The following is an 18,447-nucleotide window of genomic DNA, read 5'->3' as shown; positions in this document are numbered from 1 at the left end:
GAATTATAGTTTGGGGTTTTGGCTATAATCGGCCCACAGCTCATCAATAGTTTTACCCGTCTCCACTTTCCAAAAAACATCACTATAGCTTTTGCTACGCATCGCCGCATCCAATTTTTTGACAAAATCCTTCTTTATATGTAGATTGATCCAATACAAAAAGCGCGCTGTAATACGATAAGAATCTGTGTATTTCTGCTTTTCGTTATATTCTGGCAGCTTCCAATTTGCTCCCGCATTATCTATTCCATCGTCAAATCGCACAAAATCGGCTATCCCCTCGGTAATCCACCAAGGGCCCGCCCCGTCAGGGTATGCTTGGACAATATGCATTACCTCATGGGTAACCACATCAATATCGCCCGGATTTTTGGCAAACCAAGCTGGACTGTAACGGACAATCCCACCCGCTGTCGCTGCCACACCTTTATAGTCCGGATCAATAACGAAAGACACCTTTTTTATGGTCTTTTTATTATATTTCTTGGCTAGTTTAGGATAGTTTGTAAAATATGCCGCCACCAACCTTTCTTTTAAAGGAGCACTAAAATCTTTGTCTTTATTTATCCAAATCAAGGTGTACCCACCTTTACTGATACTATCAACATCCACAGCCACCTTGCGGTCGTTTTCTGTATGTTTCCAGTTGTCCTGCGCGAAAAGTGAACAAGAGTATGCCAAACCAAATAAGGTAACAACTACTTTTAAGTTTTTAAAGTTTATCATAATCCAATGATTATTTCTTTTTGTTCGATTTCAACTTGATATTTGTTTGCAAATCCGTTGTCATTGAATAAGGCGCTGAATTTTTGGACGATCCCCTCGTATAATTGGGTTTTGCCGCCATGTCAAAATTAAGTGTGCCACCTTCATGCAATGCTTTGTGACTTAACCAGTTTTTACCATAATCCTTACCATTCATTTGCAATGTGTTTACATATACATTTTCAGCTGAGTTCTTTGGTGCATCAATGGTCAATGTCTTACCATTTTCAAATGTTAAGGTCGCTTTTTTAAATAATGGGGCTCCGAGCACATATTCATCCGTCGCCGGACAAACCGGATAGAATCCCAGCGCTGAAAAAACATACCATGCAGAGGTTTGACCATTATCTTCATCACCACAATAGCCATCAGGTGTAGGCTTATACATTCGGTCTATCACTTGACGCACCCAATATTGTGTTTTCCAAGGTTGGCCAGCATAATTGTACAAATATGGCATATGCTGAATTGGCTGATTACCATGTGCATATTGCCCCATATTCGCAACTTGCATTTCACGTATTTCATGGATAATACCACCATAATAGCTATCGTCGAAATCTGGGGACTGAACAAACACCGAATCCAACATGCCCACAAAAGTCTTCTCTCCTCCCATCAGATCGATCAGCCCCTGAACATCGTGAAATACGCTCCACGAATAATGCCAGCTATTTCCCTCTGTGAATGCGTCACCCCATTTCAATGGATTAAAAGGGGCCTGGAATTTTCCATCTTTATTCTTTCCACGCATAAGATTGGTCGATGGATCAAATAAATTCTTGTAATTCTGTGCACGCTTAGCATACAAATCAATCTCAGCCTTCGGGCGGTTCAACGCTTTTGCCAATTGGTAGATCGTGAAATCGTCATAGGCATATTCCAATGTACGTGCTGCATTTTCATTGATTTTAACATCATATGGCACATAACCCAAACTATTGTAATATTCAACGCCTTTTCTTCCAACAGCACTCATTGGTCCTTCGTTATTAGCACCGTGTTGTAAGGCTTCGTATAACTTATTGATATCATAACCGCGCAATCCCTTCATATATGCATCCGAAACGACCGATGCAGAGTTATTTCCCACCATGATATCGGCATATCCCGGACTGCTCCATTCAGGAAGGAAGCCTCCTTCTAGATACGCGTTAAGTAAACCTTCCTGCATCTCCTTATTAATGGAAGGATACATAAAGTTTAAGAATGGGTACAACGCTCTAAAAGTGTCCCAAAAACCTGTTCCTCCAAATAAATAACCGGGAAGTGTTTTTCCATTATATGGACTGTAATGTACAGCCTTTCCTTGCGCATCAATTTCATATAATTTGTTCGGGAAAAATAAGGTCCGATACATCGTCGAATAGAATGTACGCAGTTGATCAATATCATCACCTTCTACTTTAATTTTTCCTAAAGTCGAATTCCAGATCTGACGTCCGTCTTCTTTTATTTGATCAAAAGATTTGTTACCTAACTCATTTAAGTTTAATAAGGCTTGCTCGGCACTGATAAAGGAAGACGCCACTTTCACCTGCACTGGTTTCGTTTTGTCTTTTACCTTAAACCCGACGATTGCACCAGTGTGATCACCTTTGATCTGAAGTTGCCCATCCTTCTTCTCTTTGCCTTCCCAAGTAGCGACACTTGCAAAAGGTTGATCAAAAACCAAAACAAAATAATTCTTGAAATTAGCAGGTAGTGGGCCGCGTGCATATTTCGAAGAATAGCCAATTATCATATTTTTTTCTGGAATAATCTGAACTTCAGATCCCTTTTCATAAGCATCCAAAACAATATAAGCATCGTCTGTTTTATTAAACGAGATCCTAAACATGGCTGCGCGTTCTGTTGGTGTCATCTCTGCAGTCACATCGTGATCTGCTAGATAAACCGAATAATAATACGGTTTTACAATCTCCGCTTTATGTGAAAACCAGCTCGCACGTTCATCTTGATCAAATACAGGCTTTCCAGTTACAGGCATGATAGAAAAAACACCGTAATCATTCATCCAGGGTGATGGCTGGTGAGTCTGTTTTAATCCACGAATCTTATCAGCAGTATATTGATACTGCCATCCGTCGCCATTTTTCCCTGTTTGTGGTGTCCACATATTCATTCCCCAAGGTCTCGCAATCGAGGGATAGGTGTTACCATTGGACAACTCAAATTTGGATTCGGTACCCATTAATGGATTAACAAGATCGACAGCTTCTAGCTGCTGTCCTCTAAATTTCTGAGCCAAAACCGGTTTTGCGTAAAACAAACCCAAAGACAATAACGACCCTAGAAAAACACTTAAAGATTTCTTCATTATTTAGGATATATAAAAATATTTCTACTAAAACGTATTAGTAAAGATATAAAAAAGAATATTAAATCAAAATAAAGACCTGGAATTGGACAAACACGTCTTATGATTTTTACAATTCAATTTCTATATATCCATTTGTTGTCCCTTTTTATCGCTTGATCAATTTGGTCGAAATGACATATTCTTTTGGTATGGATATCCCCTGATCTATTTCCTTTAACAAAACTTTCACACAAGTTTTAGCCAGAGGTTCCAATGGTTGCTGAATACAGGAAATTTTAGGAATCAAAATATCAAATAATTCATGGTCATCAAAAGAAAACATCGGAAAATTATAGCTATTCTCAGGTGCCGACCGTAATACCTTCAATCCGAGAATACAAAGATAATTTGTGGTAAAAAATAGACCATCTAAGCCTACCTGCTTAGCAGCCCAATTTTTCAACATACGTGAACCTTTCTGCTTCAGGTGCTGATAAGGTAATTGCAGTATACGAGGTTCCATTCCATATGTGTCACAAAACGCCAAATAAGCACGCTTACGTGCCAGCATTTGTGGTTGATCCGAATCGATGGTTACCAGCCCAAAATTTCTACAACCAATAGATTTCAAATAGTCACATGCATTCTTCCCACTAACTTCATTGTCAATATGTACATAATGGGTTTCCACTGTTGGAGAATTTCTATCAAAAACTACCAACGGAACCTTATGTTCCAATATTTTGCGCTGATATTCTTCCAGATCTACTGTCGGAGCCAAAATAATACCCTCCACTTTCTTTTCCAACATCGAATCGATGATATCGCGTGCATTTTGCGGATCTCCAAGCGTACTACTGTAGAGGACATGATAATTTTTCTTTCGGAACAATTCCTCTACATACAATGCAAATGGACCAAAAAAAGAATCCCCAATATTCTCTACAATTAGACCAATAGTATTTGACCGCCCCGTTGCTAAACTCTTCGCGAGCGCATTGGGCTTATAGCCAACTTTTTCAACGTATGCAAGTACGCGGTTTTCCAATTCCTTGCTAATGCGGGCTCGCTCGGCTTTGTGATTAATGACTAACGAAACAGTTGATTTAGACACATTGAGTTCCTGTGCTATTTCTTTAATTGATTTGGCCATAAGAGCATTTTCATAAAATTAGGGTGAAATTAGAAAATAAATATGAACATATCGGAGATTACAATTGATAGCACACAATAAATTATTACACAATCGTATGCGTAGGCAGCAAAAAAGAACAGATTATCCAATTAAGGCTCTTTCATTACCGTTGTTATCCCTCCACGAATGCGAGCGAATACGATCAAAAAGATATTTTTGCTTAGATTTAAACTTCATTCTTTATGAATAGCAAATGTCTATTACAAATAGATGTATAAAAAAGGAATACAAACCATTATTGATAACCATCAGAATTTCTTAAAAGATTAAGATGACCATTATCTAAATTAGTGGCCTATCCTAACCAACAAAGAGATTTGATTTGACGAATGAACTAGATGCAAATGAAAACACGTTTTATGTTATCTTTTCTGATGATGTTAACAGCTATGGCTGTAGCGCAAGAGAAAGACAAAAGACCCAATATCATACTTATTATGGCGGATGATCTTGGTTATGGAGACCTTGGGGTATATGGTCAGCAAAAAATTGAAACGAGGCATATTGATTCATTGGCTGCTAAAGGAATGAAATTTGATAACTTCTACGCTGGTACATCTGTATGCGCTCCGTCGCGGTCATCGTTAATGACAGGACAGCACACCGGCCATACCTATATACGCGGTAACAAAGAAATTGAGCCCGAAGGACAACAACCTCTAGCCGACTCTGTACAAACTTTTGCTATGCTTCTACAACAGGCAGGATATACAACCGGTGCGTTTGGAAAATGGGGACTTGGCATGGTCCATACAACAGGTGCTCCTGATCAAAAAGGATTCGATGAATTCTATGGCTATAACTGCCAACGTCAATCCCATCGCTACTACCCAACTCACCTCTGGCATAATAACGAAAGGATAGAACTCCATGGCAATGGTTTAATGGCCCAAGGGCAGTATGCACCAGCATTAATCCAAGAAAAGACCTTGAAATTTATTGATGAAAATAAAGAAAAACCTTTTTTCCTTTATGTACCTACAGTTCTTCCTCACGCCGAATTATCAGGTCCAGATGACAAATATTATCAGTTATATGCAGACAGGTTTGATGAAAAACCACATAAAGGAAATGACTATGGCGCACAAGCGACTGTTCCCGGTTACGCTTCGGTAGAAAAACCGCATGCCATGTATGCGAGTATGGTAAGCCGTATGGATGCTTATGTCGGTCAAATTGTTGATCGGTTACGCGAAAACAAGCTATTGGATAATACAATTATCATTTTCACGAGCGACAACGGATCGCACAAGGAAGGCGGAGCCGATCCCAATTTTTTCAATAGCTCTGGCGGGTTACGCGGCAACAAACGCGACCTCTATGAAGGTGGCATCAAGACTCCTTTCATTGTTTATTGGCATGGTAAAGTTGCCGAAGGGAAAACCTCAAACTACCTGGGCGCTTTTTGGGATATTATGCCTACGATGGTCGAACTTGCCGGGACAAAAAAACCGCATTATACAGACGGAATTTCATTTTTGCCAACGCTGCTAGGTAAAAACAAGCAACAAAAACAGCACCAATATCTGTACTGGGAATTTCATGAAGATGGGGGACGTCAAGCCTTGCGCCAGGGAGATTGGAAACTTATCTTACAAAAAGTTACAAGTAGCCAACCTACAGCCGAACTATATAATCTCAAACAAGATCCAAAAGAACAACACAATATTGTCCAGGAAAACCCAACGAAAGTAAAAGAATTACGTCATCTGATTGAAAAAGCGCATGTCGAAAGTGATATTTTCCCATTAACAAGTGTAAATATGCACATAAAATAAGGTTTGGGGAGTAGCAAACTGAGCGTTATTTTCCCCAAAAAACATTAAAATTCCGGAAAGTATAGCAACAGGAAAAAGATACCAAGAAATAGAAATGATTGACTTCCTATACAGGCACAAAAAAAGATCCTAGCCCACTGTAGAACTAGGATCGTATAGATAAAGAAGTACCGCCAACAGATACCATTTATCAATGAATCGTTAGCTTATTATCCCAACTGAGGGTCAGTTTTCGAATGATTACCTGTTTCCACACGCCCCGCAAACTGGCGTTCAAATTTGGTTCCCTCCACGTGCAGCGTCACATCATACCAACCATGGGTTTTATGAGATTCCACAATCCACTTCGTAGATTTCCCTGCCGCAAGTACAATAGATTTCTTCCAGGTGCTGTAAGCATTATCTTCTACATGTACATGAAATGATTTTTCCCCTTTGTTATGGATCTCCAGTACAAGATTACCCGTCAAAAGACCTTTCTTCCCGATTTCATAGGTCGCTCCAACAGATAAGGGTTCCTCCTGTCCTTTAAATCCGCGCATAAAACCATTAGGTCCGTACACTGTTAAATCGTAAAGGTGATCTTTAAAGTCTGCCAAGTTCCAGTCAAAGCTTAGTTCCTGCCCAGCAACAACTGCAAATGGCCAAAATCTCACACCTTCCTTATAGCTGGGTCCACTATAGACATTAAATGGGCTGTTTAGCGATTTACTACCAAATACCTTATTGCCCGCCTCTAGTGTCAGATGAATCTGATTGTGTTCCTTAGCAAAAGAGTCCTTAACATAAAGCTCGTACGCCAGAGCGTTGGAGTTTTTCTGACCTTTCTCCTGTCTTGCCAACAGCTTCGAATGACCTTTAGACCGCAATCCTGCTACATCCTCTTTCGACCAAACATGAAAATTATTGGGCAATGGTTTCGCTTTCGCCTGATCAATCGCATAGATCTGCTGATTCCGATCAAGGAAAGGCAAATTAACAGCATTCGATCCTTCAGCTTTCCGAAATACCGATGTCAAATCACCTGTGATGGCCCGGCGCCACGAACTGATATTCTCCTCTTTCACATGCTTGCCCAACTTTTTTTCAAAGAAATGCTCCATAAACTGAATCGTCGATGTGATATCGCAAATCTCCGAATTGACCCAACCGCCTTTTGACCAAGGTGACGCTACAATTAAAGGCACCCGGTAGCCCAGCCCCACCGGACCTTCCGTTGCATTACTTTTTTCTTCACCATCGGCAAGCTCCTGGGCTAAACTCACATATTCGCCACTATAATCCAATTCCGGTGAAGTTTTTCCAGAACGATGATCTGCTGGGTTAGGTGCTACAAACGGAGGGATATGGTCAAAATAACCATCATTCTCATCATAGTTCAGAATAAAAATAGTCTTCTTCCAGATTTCGGGATTTTCTGTCAGAATATTTAAAAGCTCCGATACATACCAAGCACCATACATAGGTGCACTCGGATGATCTGAGAAGCTTTGTGGTGCTACAAGCCAAGATACTGCAGGTAACTTCCCAGATTTCACATCATGTCTAAATTGGTGCAAAACATCCCCCTTAGGAACTCTAATCTTTTCACCCTCCTGTGCCACCACGCTTGTCTCACGATAGAAAGAATCACCCTCGTTCGTTTGAAAAGCGCGTTCATGCAAGGTACGCTGTTCTTTAGGAAGCTGCTGAAAAGCATGATCCGTAAGACGTGCCAAATGTTTTTGGTAGCTATTCAGCTGCTCCTGCTTCTGCTTAAGTTTATTCTGTGTTTTTTGGACACTCTCAGAGCTATTATTCGCTAATGCCTTTTCAAGTTCTTGAATTTCAGCGGGTATTTCTGCCACACGTTTACGCATAAAATCAAGATGGCTTTTCTTGAATTCAATATGATATTGCGCAAACCATTCCAAATTATTGTCTGTAAAATTTCCCAACAGATCCTCACCGTCTAAGCCACTTTCTATACTGACTTCATTTTGGTAGACTTTCCAGGAGATCCCTGCTTCTTCCAGTCGTTCCGGAAAAGTCTTCCAATGTGCCCAACGGTTAAAATAGATATCTGAATTCCGCACCAATGGCTTTGCTCCTTTGTGTGGTACGCAGGTTCCTGTCCAGAAAAAATGGCGATTGGTTGTTGTACCTGTAATGGACGAACAGAAGTGCTGGTCACAAATGGTAAAGGCATCAGCTAACGCATAATAGAAAGGAATATCCTCCCGTGTATAATAACCCATTGTTAGCGGAATTTCTTTCAAGACCTTTCCTCCTGGACGCTTCGCTTCAATCCAGTTATCGTGTTTTCCCTGATTACGGGCTGCCATCTGATTTTCCCAGGAATGTGGTAAATTTCCGGTCCAGGCAGCATTTGAATTTTTGATATCCAGTCGGAACGGCGAATAGGTCTTACCTGCAGCCGACGATTGCAACCATACAGGGTTACCACTAGGCAATTTAATCGCCCGTGGATCATTAAACCCTCGAACCCCACGAAGTGTTCCAAAACTATGATCAAAAGAACGATTCTCTTGCATTAATAATACAATATGCTCGGCATCTAAAAAGGTACTTCCAGTGATCGGTTCAATAGCCAATGCACGTTGTATGGCATCTGGCATAGCACTCTGTAAGCCAAAAACACCAGCTAACAAGGAAGCCTTCTTAATAAAATCTCTTCTGCTATCCATAAATAAATTTGTTATCTCTCTACTAAATTCAATGGTCTAAAGCGAATATATCCATTCGCTGTCGTTTTTAATGTAACGTTTTTAACAAAAATCCCCGCAAACGATTGATCTCATCTACGGGGATTGTTTTTTTCGAAGGACTTATTTCAAAAGCCACATCAATTGGTTGATCTCATCATTGCCTTTATATTGGCGCTGCATTGCCTCGTCCAAATTTGCAGAATTATAATTGTACTCTAATGATGGGTAACGCCACCGCATCGGTATTTTATCCGGTGCGACTGAATTCAAACTTGATGTTGGATTGATTTTCCATTTAGGATAGCCCGTTCTTCTGTAATCATAATATGGAGTCATACGCCCCTGCAAGTAACTGGCTAAATATTTTTGTGTCATAATAGCCTCCAGTTGTGCTTCGAGTACGACCGGAAATTGATTTCCATAAGTTGTTACTGCTGTATTGATGTAGTTGGCATCCAATGGCATATTATGAGTATATTGAGCCGTATTCGGCGTATTATCCGCTATAAATTTCATTGCGGCTTCAATTCCTTTCTTATACCAATTAACGGAAGATTCCGCAACCCAGCCCCGTGCGGCAGCTTCAGCTATCACAAAACATAGATGTGCATAACTGTATTGTTGTGTTGGTTCACCACTAACTAGTTCCGTATAACGGTCATTCAATTTAGAATAATCATTTTTCTTCTTTAACTCAGCAATTTCACTAAAAGAAAGAGAAGGATCTGTCCCTATGTACGCGCTAAAATCATTAGACTGTTTGCCGTTTGTGATCTGTAATGCGGAAGGATTCGCATAATAAAACAATCTTCTATCTTGATATTGTTTCAATCGGTCAATAACCTCTGTCGAAACAATAGGATAAATAACAAAGCTATTACTAATCTTATAAAAAGGATAAGTTTGGCTGGCTTTGTCCTCATGAACGACCTGAAAATTATCTGCATTACTACCAAAGATCGGTTTACTGGTCAAGATTGATTTAAAACGATCTTTTATCTTTAGATCGGCATCACTTTCTTTTTTGCTTAATTGAATAAGAACATTTAATGCAAAGCTGTTTACCAATTTGCGCCATTTCGTGACATCTCCAGCGAACAATGGATCACCATCAAATTTTTCACCTTCCGAAAAGAGCTTATCTGCAAGCTCCAACTCGTTCAAAATACCCAGAAAAACATCTTTTTGAGTATCATATTTAGGGAAATAAACTTTATCCGTTTCCCCTTTTAATGCATCTTTATAGGGAATATCTCCAACACTCATTGTCCCCTCGTAAAACTTCATGGCACGAGCAAAATACATCAGACCATTATACGAGTTCTTGAGTTTTTCACTTGTTGCAAACTCTCCCATAAAATGAGCATCATTGATCGAAGTCATGGAGATATCCCATTCGCCGAGGCTATTGTATTGATATCCCTCTGTTAATTCTGTCCAAGCAATCTCTTTGGTAAGCATATAAGGCTGCATAAAACCTTTAGTTGAGGACTGGCGTGCCAAATTTAATATTATACGAGTAGCCAACATGGAAGGTTTAACAACCGATGGTGTCTCAGGATTGGTATTGATCTCATCAAATTTGGAACAACTTGTCGACATCACCAAAGTACCAAGGGTGATATACGTCAATAATCTTTTCATGTTCATATTTGTCATGTAATTTTTAAAAAGTAAGGTTAATATTGAAACCAATGTAACGCATCGATGGTGAACTTAAATCTTCAGAACCAACATCTGGATCTGAGAAACGGAACTCTTTGGTCCACAACAATAAATTTTGCCCAGTCACACCGACACTGGCGCGTTTCGCTTTAAACTTCGAAGCGATCTTATCGGGCATTCGGTAACTAAGCGACAATTCACGAAGTTTAATGAATGTTTCGTCCCAATAATTCCATCGGCCTGAATAGGCTCGTTTGTAATACCCCTCATATGAAACCACTTTATCATTTGGAGCAAATACACGCGTATCCTCTGTAATCTGACCGTATTTATCATAGGTCACACTACCGGAAACAATTTTCACACCCGGAGCGATAAAGGTTTTATTGCCATTAACCACTTCCTCATAACGGTATGGTGTATCTGAATCAGGATGAGAACCTGTCTGCCATAAACGACCATTCATTGTTGAGTAGGACATCCCTTTAATTCGACCATCTAGGCTAAAACCAAATGAGAAGTCTCTATAACGAAACTGATTTGAAAAACCCCAAAACCATTTTGGCGCAGTATATCCTATTAATTGATTGGCATACTGAGCTGAAATTGGCATCCCAGAACTATTTAGTATCATCTGTCCATCCGGAGAACGCTCCCAGTCCTTATATTCGATATAATCGGCCCGCAATCCTTCCTTAACATATAATGCATCTTTTGAATATTGAGGATCCAACTTGTGGAAATAGCGCATGTTCTGAGAAAGGTTCATCGTAATATCCCACTGGAAATTTTCACGCTTAATCGGTGTACCTCCCAATGTGATTTCATGCCCTTTAGTCATCTCCTCCTCCTTTGTATTGATCAAACGCTCCTCAAATCCGGTAGTTTTTGAAATCTTAGCTTTGACAATCTGATTGTGTAATAAGCGATAGTAGCGGGTATAATTACCATACAACCGATTGTTCAATACCGCGAAATCAAACCCGAACTCCGTCAAATCACGTTGCGTAGGTGAAATCGAATAGTCTTTGATAATATTCGGATAGGAGGCTGTTGGCAGGCCATTCCAAACATTGCTTGTTACCGTAAAAGTTGAATTTATCTCATATGGATTCAGTACAGATTTTGTAATAGCCCAAGATCCCCGTACTTTGAACATGTCCAACCAGAGAGGCTTTGATGGAAGTAGGTCCGTAACAACAACACTTCCTGAAACTGAAGGATAAAAATAAGAGCGATGATCCTTCGTTAACGTTGATACCCAATCATTACGTCCAGTAGCTTCCAAAAAGATCGCATTTCGCCAAGACAAAGAAATACGTCCATAAAGGCCATTCCGCATTTCTTTAACACGGGACTCAACCGCTTTTGCCGGATCGATTGAATTCCGTAATGAATAAAATCCTGGAATCGACAAACCGTTAACTGTATTCGCGATCAAATTATTATCCTTGCTGTAGAAAATAGACCCCCCTAATAATCCATCAACTCCCCAATCGCCAAAATTTTTCTTGGCAGTAAAGATCGCATCATTCGTCGTCGCAAAGCCATCATAATCGGCTTTCATATACTTCCCTTTACTATCAAATCCACCAAAATCTTCAAATCCACCCCGTGTTCCATATATTCCGATCGGATTTTGCTGAGTCCTTGACTTGCCATAATAATCATAACCAGATCGCACCATGAATTTCGCCCAATCGTTAACCTTATAATTCAAGGTAACAGCAGCATTCACCTTATTGACTAATTCGGGAGTAGTTTTTTCGTGCGCGATCAAGTATGGATTGTCATACCATCCTTTATACATCCAATTTTGAGACTGGTCTTTCACCAGCCAATAGTCTTTGTAATCTTTCAAATTATATTCAGGGCCGGTCCACACTAAGATATTATAGATGTATCCTTGATCATTATAGCCAGAACCAAAATTATTAGAGGAAGAACTTCGGTTATACCCAAGCCTAGTTTCCAAGTCAAATTTCTCGCTGATCTTGGTTGTTCCTGTCACCGAAATATTTGTCAGGTTCAACTTTTGATTGGGATACTGTCCTTTATTATAAATATGGTTAATGGATGTTCTTATGCTTCCATGGTCCCCTTGATTCGTAAAGCTGATTGTATTGTTGGTGATGAAGCCTGGTTCCAAAAAGTTTTTAAAATTGTCCTTACCCTTTGACGTAAGCTCACTTACTTCATACTGTTTGCTAATTGGATTCCATTGTTCGGCAGTTCGGCCAATATCCAACTTATCCCCCCAGACATAATCATCATTGTTAAATTTTCCGGACTCGCCTGAAGAATAGCTATGTTGTACCTCAGGCAACGCAAGATAGCCTGAAAAGAACATATTATTGGTATTCACCGTAATCTCTGTTCCTTTCTCTGCTAGACCTTTTTTGGTCGTGATCATGATTGCTCCTCCTTGTCCCTTACTTCCATAAAGGGCGGTAGCGGTAGCTCCTTTCAAGACCGTCATATCCTGAATATTGTCGACAGGGACATCCCTTAGGTCCATATTTTCGTAAGCCACGCCATCAATGACCAAAATAGGGGTCAGTCCACGTACTTCGATTTGTGGTGTTTTGTTAAATTCTGTACTATTCATAACACGTACACCAGAAATACGTCCAGTCAAAGTCGTTCCGACATCTACTCCTTTCACACGAGTCAAATCTTCTCCCTTCACACTTTGAGTTGAATACCCCAAAGCCCTTTGCTCTCTTTTTATTCCCAACGCTGTAACAACAACCTCTTCCAATGCTTCGGAAGATTTGGCTAGTTTAATAGTCCCTGCTTGTGTCGACAAAATTTCAACACTTTCATACCCTATATAGGAAATCTGGAGGATCGCATCGTCAGCAGTATCTGGCAGTTTGAAGACACCGCTTCCGTCGGTAGTTACAGCAATGGCAGTCCCTTTAACCCGTACGGTCACACCAGCAATAGGCTGTCCCGTTTCTTGGTCGACAACCTTACCTCGGATCTCTTTGGCGGCGTTAGAAACTGGCTTGTCGTTTTTCACCTTAGTATCGTTGCCAGTTTTTCTCGATATCACATAAAGCTTCTCATCAATTTTTTTGACCTCAAGATTTCCGTCTGAAATTGTCTGGATAAATTGAACAATTTGTTCCTTTTTCAATTTATCAAGGTCAGCGGCTTCATTGATCTTTTGGTTCGAGATCGAAGCGTCATAACCAAATTTGACGTTGAATTTCTGTTCCATTCGCGTGAGGATTTTCCCGATTCCTTCACTGGTTGAAAATTGTGAGGCCATGGTCTGAAGTGCGAGCGACTGAAAGAGCAGCGCACTTCCCATAAGTTTTAAATAGTAATTGGTTCTTTTCATAAATTACTTTTTATGGATAATTGTTTGATTAAATGCAGTATTAAGCATCTTGAGAGATTTTTCCAAATCGCTAGCCGGTAGATAACCGGTATAGCTTTCAGTCCGGAAAGAATCGATTAATTCGAGATAACTGTCAGGATAAAGATTATTTAGATCGGCTACGATCTGTGTGAGTGGAACTTGATTAAATGACAAAAGATCACTTTTCCAGTTCGATGCAGTGCTCGTATCCGCTTTGGATACATCAAATTGCTTGTGTTGCTTATCATAGGCGACTTTCTCACCGGGACTAACAACAGAATATTGTCCGGCACGTGAGACCCGTACTTTACCATGATTCAACACCAGGCTGCTACGTCCTTCAGAACAATTTAAATTAAATGCTGTACCCAATACACGTACATCAAAGTCGCCAGAACTGGCAATAACAAAAGGTTGCTCCGGGTTCCTCGCTACCTCAAAAAATGCTTCCCCAGAAAGCTTTATCCGACGTAAACTGTCTGTATCGAAATCTGACAACAATTCAATCTCTGCCCCTTGTCGAAGAGAAACATGTGTACCATCTGGCAATATAAGGCGCTTAACAAATTTTGTCGGATTGGAATAATAAACAATTTCAGAAGCTGTCGTCCCATGTTGTTCCTTAAATTTAAATTGGAATAGGCAGGCGAGACCGATCAACAGTAAACAGGCGGCGGCAGAAATGACAGACCAACGTCTTTTCCAAATAGGTATTACTGGCTGAGTCAACGAGGTCCCTGTAATCGTAAAGAAGATATCCTCGGAAGTTGTTTTATTTAGTTCACAATCGCGATCGTCCAGCGAAACGACTTCCTCCACACCTGGAAGTTCATCCCTGTCACAAGATGTCAGTAAATCAAGAAATATGGCGTTTTCCTCGGGACTAAGTTCTCCCTTAAGGAATTTTTTATATAAAGCAGCTATTTTGGAATTCATCATCTATGCCCATCTTTAAATACATATACGTAACTAGATGACCGAAAGACGATGCGGCTCTAAAAAATATTTAAAAAAATCAATAGGGCTATTGAAATCTCAAAATGATCAATAATATATTGCCGAACGAACTTATTGCCTTTGACCAATTGATCACGGACGGTATTAACGGAAATCCCAAGCCTATCTGCAATTTCCTGATTATCCAAAAACTCTTCTTTACTCAAAAGAAAAATTTCGAGTCGCGCTTTTGGGAGTTTTGAAATGGCCTCACGATAAACTCGCTCCAAATCTTTAAACCGAATAGCTTCCTCATTCGAATTGTCTACCAATTTGGTCTGATCGATATCTGAAGCTTGAAATTGGAATCTGATCTTTTGTTTCCGCAATTCGTCAAATACAAGGTTTCGGGCAATCGTATAGAGGTAAGACTGCGGATTTTTATTTCCGTCTAATTCCGCCCATTTTTTCCAAATTCGGGAGAATGTTTCCTGGACTAAATCTGCGGCAGCTGGCTCTTCTTTCAGATGTAAATAAGCATATTTATACACTTTGTCCTTATACAACAAAAAGAAAGTTTTAAAATCCAGGGCATTATTATTTTCAATAGGCATCCTTCATCACATATAATTGATCCTACAAGTTTAGTGAGAATTTTTTAAAATATGCCCATGAAATGCATAGGATGTGCGGCATGTAAGCTCAAGCAAAATAAGTGGTAACAATTTAATTATAATGAATTTACATTAAATTAACACGAGTGTCATGGGATATTCGATCAACAAAATAATAGCCAGAAGACCGCGCAATCTTATACAGCAAAGAATTGCCTGACTTAAATACATAAAAAAGTTCCATTGCAGGTAGGCAATGGAACTTTTTTATGTATTCCTATATTTTTTTAGTCGACTACACAAGTTATTTTAACAACGGAAATGGTCCCAAAAAATAAGTTCCTCGCTTATAGAAACGGAGAAAGAAATCAAGCACCGCATCGTCCACTGGAAAGAAGAACTGCTTATCCACCTCCGCCTTAAATAGATTAACATAATACTTCGGCAACTCGCTCGGAAAGAAATCTTCAACCAAAAGATTCAAAAAATACCGCGCATAAGGTACCTCACTTTGATCATCTTTCTCTACAAAGTTGTTATTCTTTAATGGAAAAAATTCCGCTATACCGCCAAAAACTTCTAAACCCGTTTTTGGATTAAAGAATACCGTAACTTGGGCATCTTCCGTAAGATCCAAATTTGATTCTGGAAGTGGAGATTCTTCTTTGCTCGGATATTTTTGCTGATACTTCTTAAAGAAATCTGTTGCAAATTCCTTCACTTCTTTTCCTTCCATAAACGCAACAGCCGCCTTATGTTCTGACTGGAACAATTTGCCCATATCTTTCAGCTGCTTTTCCGTTTTCTTCAAGCTCTTATCCTTACCATTCAAGGCCTCAATGCGATAAGTCATCTCATACTGCTCCGGTAAATCAAAATTTACCTCGTCGGTATTCACAACGGTCATGATTCCAGAGAGATTCCAAGCATCTTTCCATGGCACAATTTCCATATAGAAAGATAAGGTTTCCGTAGGTTCAACAAATTGCTGTATAGAGTCCTTAAAGATTTTAAATGCTGTCTTTGTACCGATATGTTTTACATGCACATAAAGCTCGTCCGCTTTTACATATTCAAAAAAACTATTAATACGATTACCTAAAGTTTTGACAATACCATATAGCGCATGTTCTTTGCCAACCACCTCAGCTACAAATTCAGATGCCTTCAATGCAAACAGATGCAGTCTGTAATTATTGAAATGGTTATCTCGAACGCGATAGATCATCTGTTGTAACTGATTCTGATCGTGTTGATATCGCCCTATCTCCGCAACTTGCATCAAATGATTGAGATTGGTGTTATATTCACCCGCTGTCAGGTAATTTGTGGCAACAAGCTTTTCAATAAAATTACGGACTTCAAAATAGTTCGCCCCTTCGTCCAAAACATATTCTAGTTTTAACTTTTCATTTTCAGGAGCAACTTCATAATGTTCTTCCAAGATCGAATAGGCCAAATCTGTAACCAATTGGATCAAACGACCACGGGGATCAATAAATAAATGTGGATTACGTTCACTGAAAAATAACCAGGTCAATACAGCTATATCTTCACTATTAATATCCTCAGCATAATAATCCGTTAGGTCATTATCATTATAAAAAGGCAAAAGTTGATTGTATAGTTCTGTATGGATCGTTCTAAAAGCAGCAAAAATTCCTGTTTTCGCAATAACGTCTTCTAAGTAACACGTTAGATAGATACTCAATGTCTTTAAAGCATCGGTATGGATGAGATCATTTGTCTCTTGCTCCTCAAACCATAGTGTAGATAAACTATCATTGATTTCATTTGCAACGCGTAAGTAATAACTATCTATTTCGTTTGTTTTTTGATAAGTATGGTGTGCTATCCAGTCTTGAATAAAAATTCTGTTTCCTCTCATATGAAAAATGCTAAAACCAAAAGTAGCCAAATTTTCGAAATATCCATACGGGCAAAACACAAACGCGGACGAAAATAATCTACATAAGTTAAAGCAACCGCAAACAGCAAATAACACCCAAGAACCCCTCGTGAAATTTTAAAATACGTCCTTACTGCGAAGCAGACTAACTGGACTAAAAGCAGGCGGTATCTGCCAGGAAAGATAAAATTATCACAAAAAAAGAGATACCTAAAAAGGTATCTCTTTTTCCAATGAATATATTTTGATGCTAGCCGGTAGCGATCACATTCTTATTACTTCCCAAATGGTCTTGCAATGACGGATTCAATATGGTACATGTTTTGAGTAAATCACGTACAGGATATTTAGCCACCACATCTTCCAAAGCGGCCAAATGGCGTTCATGATGTGCGTCTGACCCCACAAAATCATACATCCCAGATTTAATCATCGTCAAAGCTGCCGATTTCACCTCAACACCATAATACCGACTGATAGACAACAAGTTTAGCTGCAACATGCAACCGGCATCCTTAATCTGTTTATACATATTAAAGTTATAATGGTAATAATTATAACGTTCGGGATGCGCTAAAATAGGTTGATAACCGAGATTTTGTATATCCAATATCGTTTGAAATAGCGCTTTGGATTCTTGCAAATAGGACATCTCTATAAGCACATAACCACCGGGCATAACACAGAGTTCATTTGATCCGATGAGATTCACGATCCCGTCATCAATCATATGTTCAGCTGCAGCATGAATTTCCGGCATATTAGGCATCCCAGCCATACCAACTAGTAATTTGTCCTTAGCAGCATCAATCGTACGAATCGAATTTGGATGTACACCATCCATAATATGTGGTGTACAGATAAATTTCTCGAAGCCCATTCGGCCAAGCCCTTTCAACAAGACTAATGATTGTTCAATTGATTGACTTCCATCATCTATTCCAGGAAGGATATGGTTATGCATATCCACCTCCAAGAAGGCCAATTTACCGACAACCTTTACTTTTGAATCCTGAGTTTTGTTTCCAAACAGTTTTGAAAATATCCCCATATCGTGATATATAAATCGTTTAGTTATTTTGTTTTCCCTGCGAATAATTAAACATCAAAAGTACGACAAACACAGTAAACGATCTTAATATTATTTTAACATCATAAAATATAACCATAATATTACAAAAGAAAACCAAACAATAGTGCAATAA

The 18,447-nt window shown here is 39.4% G+C and carries 11 protein-coding genes; 1 reads left to right on the top strand and 10 read right to left on the bottom strand.

What is annotated here, in order from left to right; all coding sequences use genetic code 11:
- Positions 1-3: 3 nt before the first annotated feature.
- The 3 genes from CBM24_RS01475 to CBM24_RS01465 all read right to left on the bottom strand — a co-directional run bounded on the left by CBM24_RS01475 (position 4) and on the right by CBM24_RS01465 (position 4,220).
- On the bottom strand, positions 4-726 hold the full coding sequence (locus CBM24_RS01475) for a basic secretory protein-like protein (RefSeq protein WP_088159971.1): 723 nt from the start codon (positions 724-726) through the stop codon (positions 4-6).
- Positions 727-736: 10 nt separating this feature from the next.
- Entirely contained in the window at positions 737-3,085 is a 2,349-nt protein-coding gene (locus CBM24_RS01470; protein WP_088159970.1) for a GH92 family glycosyl hydrolase, read from the bottom strand.
- A 148-nt stretch (positions 3,086-3,233) separates the two neighbouring features.
- Complete coding sequence (locus CBM24_RS01465; RefSeq protein WP_088159969.1) at positions 3,234-4,220, bottom strand: LacI family DNA-binding transcriptional regulator; 987 nt, start codon at positions 4,218-4,220, stop codon at positions 3,234-3,236.
- A gap of 386 nt (positions 4,221-4,606) precedes the next feature.
- Between CBM24_RS01465 and CBM24_RS01460 the strand changes: the two genes are divergently transcribed.
- A complete protein-coding gene (locus CBM24_RS01460) occupies positions 4,607-6,040 on the top strand; it encodes an arylsulfatase (RefSeq protein WP_088159968.1) in 1,434 nt (477 codons plus the stop codon).
- A 209-nt stretch (positions 6,041-6,249) separates the two neighbouring features.
- Here the strand turns inward: CBM24_RS01460 and CBM24_RS01455 are convergent, their stop codons facing one another.
- The 7 genes from CBM24_RS01455 to CBM24_RS01425 form a co-directional block, all read right to left on the bottom strand.
- Positions 6,250-8,727 carry a phosphocholine-specific phospholipase C gene (locus CBM24_RS01455; protein WP_088159967.1) on the bottom strand — a complete coding sequence of 826 codons (2,478 nt, stop codon included), beginning with the start codon at positions 8,725-8,727 and terminating at the stop codon, positions 6,250-6,252.
- A 141-nt stretch (positions 8,728-8,868) separates the two neighbouring features.
- The gene (locus CBM24_RS01450; protein WP_232475658.1) at positions 8,869-10,392 is read right to left on the bottom strand and encodes a SusD/RagB family nutrient-binding outer membrane lipoprotein; all 1,524 of its coding nucleotides are present in this window, start codon (positions 10,390-10,392) and stop codon (positions 8,869-8,871) included.
- Positions 10,393-10,414: 22 nt separating this feature from the next.
- The gene (locus CBM24_RS01445) at positions 10,415-13,762 is read right to left on the bottom strand and encodes a SusC/RagA family TonB-linked outer membrane protein (protein ID WP_088159965.1); all 3,348 of its coding nucleotides are present in this window, start codon (positions 13,760-13,762) and stop codon (positions 10,415-10,417) included.
- Positions 13,763-13,765: 3 nt separating this feature from the next.
- On the bottom strand, positions 13,766-14,722 hold the full coding sequence (locus CBM24_RS01440) for a FecR family protein (RefSeq protein ID WP_088159964.1): 957 nt from the start codon (positions 14,720-14,722) through the stop codon (positions 13,766-13,768).
- Positions 14,723-14,778: 56 nt separating this feature from the next.
- Positions 14,779-15,333: an RNA polymerase sigma factor gene (locus CBM24_RS01435; protein WP_075990732.1), complete on the bottom strand. Its 555-nt coding sequence runs from the start codon at positions 15,331-15,333 to the stop codon at positions 14,779-14,781.
- 304 nt (positions 15,334-15,637) lie between these two features.
- Positions 15,638-17,221: a DUF3843 family protein gene (locus CBM24_RS01430; RefSeq protein ID WP_088159963.1), complete on the bottom strand. Its 1,584-nt coding sequence runs from the start codon at positions 17,219-17,221 to the stop codon at positions 15,638-15,640.
- Positions 17,222-17,492: 271 nt separating this feature from the next.
- Positions 17,493-18,293 carry a tyrosine-protein phosphatase gene (locus tag CBM24_RS01425; RefSeq protein WP_232475657.1) on the bottom strand — a complete coding sequence of 267 codons (801 nt, stop codon included), beginning with the start codon at positions 18,291-18,293 and terminating at the stop codon, positions 17,493-17,495.
- Between the last annotated feature and the right edge of the window lie 154 nt (positions 18,294-18,447).

This window comes from Sphingobacterium sp. G1-14 (genome assembly GCF_002196555.1).
In the GTDB taxonomy this organism is placed as follows: domain Bacteria; phylum Bacteroidota; class Bacteroidia; order Sphingobacteriales; family Sphingobacteriaceae; genus Sphingobacterium; species Sphingobacterium siyangense.
The sequence above is the reverse complement of the archived record's forward strand: the minus strand, read 5'-3'. Positions and strand labels throughout refer to the sequence as shown.

Coding starts and splice junctions, on each gene's coding strand:
- CBM24_RS01425 (WP_232475657.1), bottom strand. CDS start 18,293: ATGGGGATATTTTCAAAACTGTTTGGAAACAAAACTCAGGATTCAAAA.
- CBM24_RS01450 (WP_232475658.1), bottom strand. CDS start 10,392: ATGAAAAGATTATTGACGTATATCACCCTTGGTACTTTGGTGATGTCG.
- CBM24_RS01465 (WP_088159969.1), bottom strand. CDS start 4,220: ATGGCCAAATCAATTAAAGAAATAGCACAGGAACTCAATGTGTCTAAA.
- CBM24_RS01430 (WP_088159963.1), bottom strand. CDS start 17,221: ATGAGAGGAAACAGAATTTTTATTCAAGACTGGATAGCACACCATACT.
- CBM24_RS01445 (WP_088159965.1), bottom strand. CDS start 13,762: ATGAAAAGAACCAATTACTATTTAAAACTTATGGGAAGTGCGCTGCTC.
- CBM24_RS01460 (WP_088159968.1), top strand. CDS start 4,607: ATGAAAACACGTTTTATGTTATCTTTTCTGATGATGTTAACAGCTATG.
- CBM24_RS01470 (WP_088159970.1), bottom strand. CDS start 3,085: ATGAAGAAATCTTTAAGTGTTTTTCTAGGGTCGTTATTGTCTTTGGGT.
- CBM24_RS01455 (WP_088159967.1), bottom strand. CDS start 8,727: ATGGATAGCAGAAGAGATTTTATTAAGAAGGCTTCCTTGTTAGCTGGT.
- CBM24_RS01475 (WP_088159971.1), bottom strand. CDS start 726: ATGATAAACTTTAAAAACTTAAAAGTAGTTGTTACCTTATTTGGTTTG.
- CBM24_RS01435 (WP_075990732.1), bottom strand. CDS start 15,333: ATGCCTATTGAAAATAATAATGCCCTGGATTTTAAAACTTTCTTTTTG.
- CBM24_RS01440 (WP_088159964.1), bottom strand. CDS start 14,722: ATGATGAATTCCAAAATAGCTGCTTTATATAAAAAATTCCTTAAGGGA.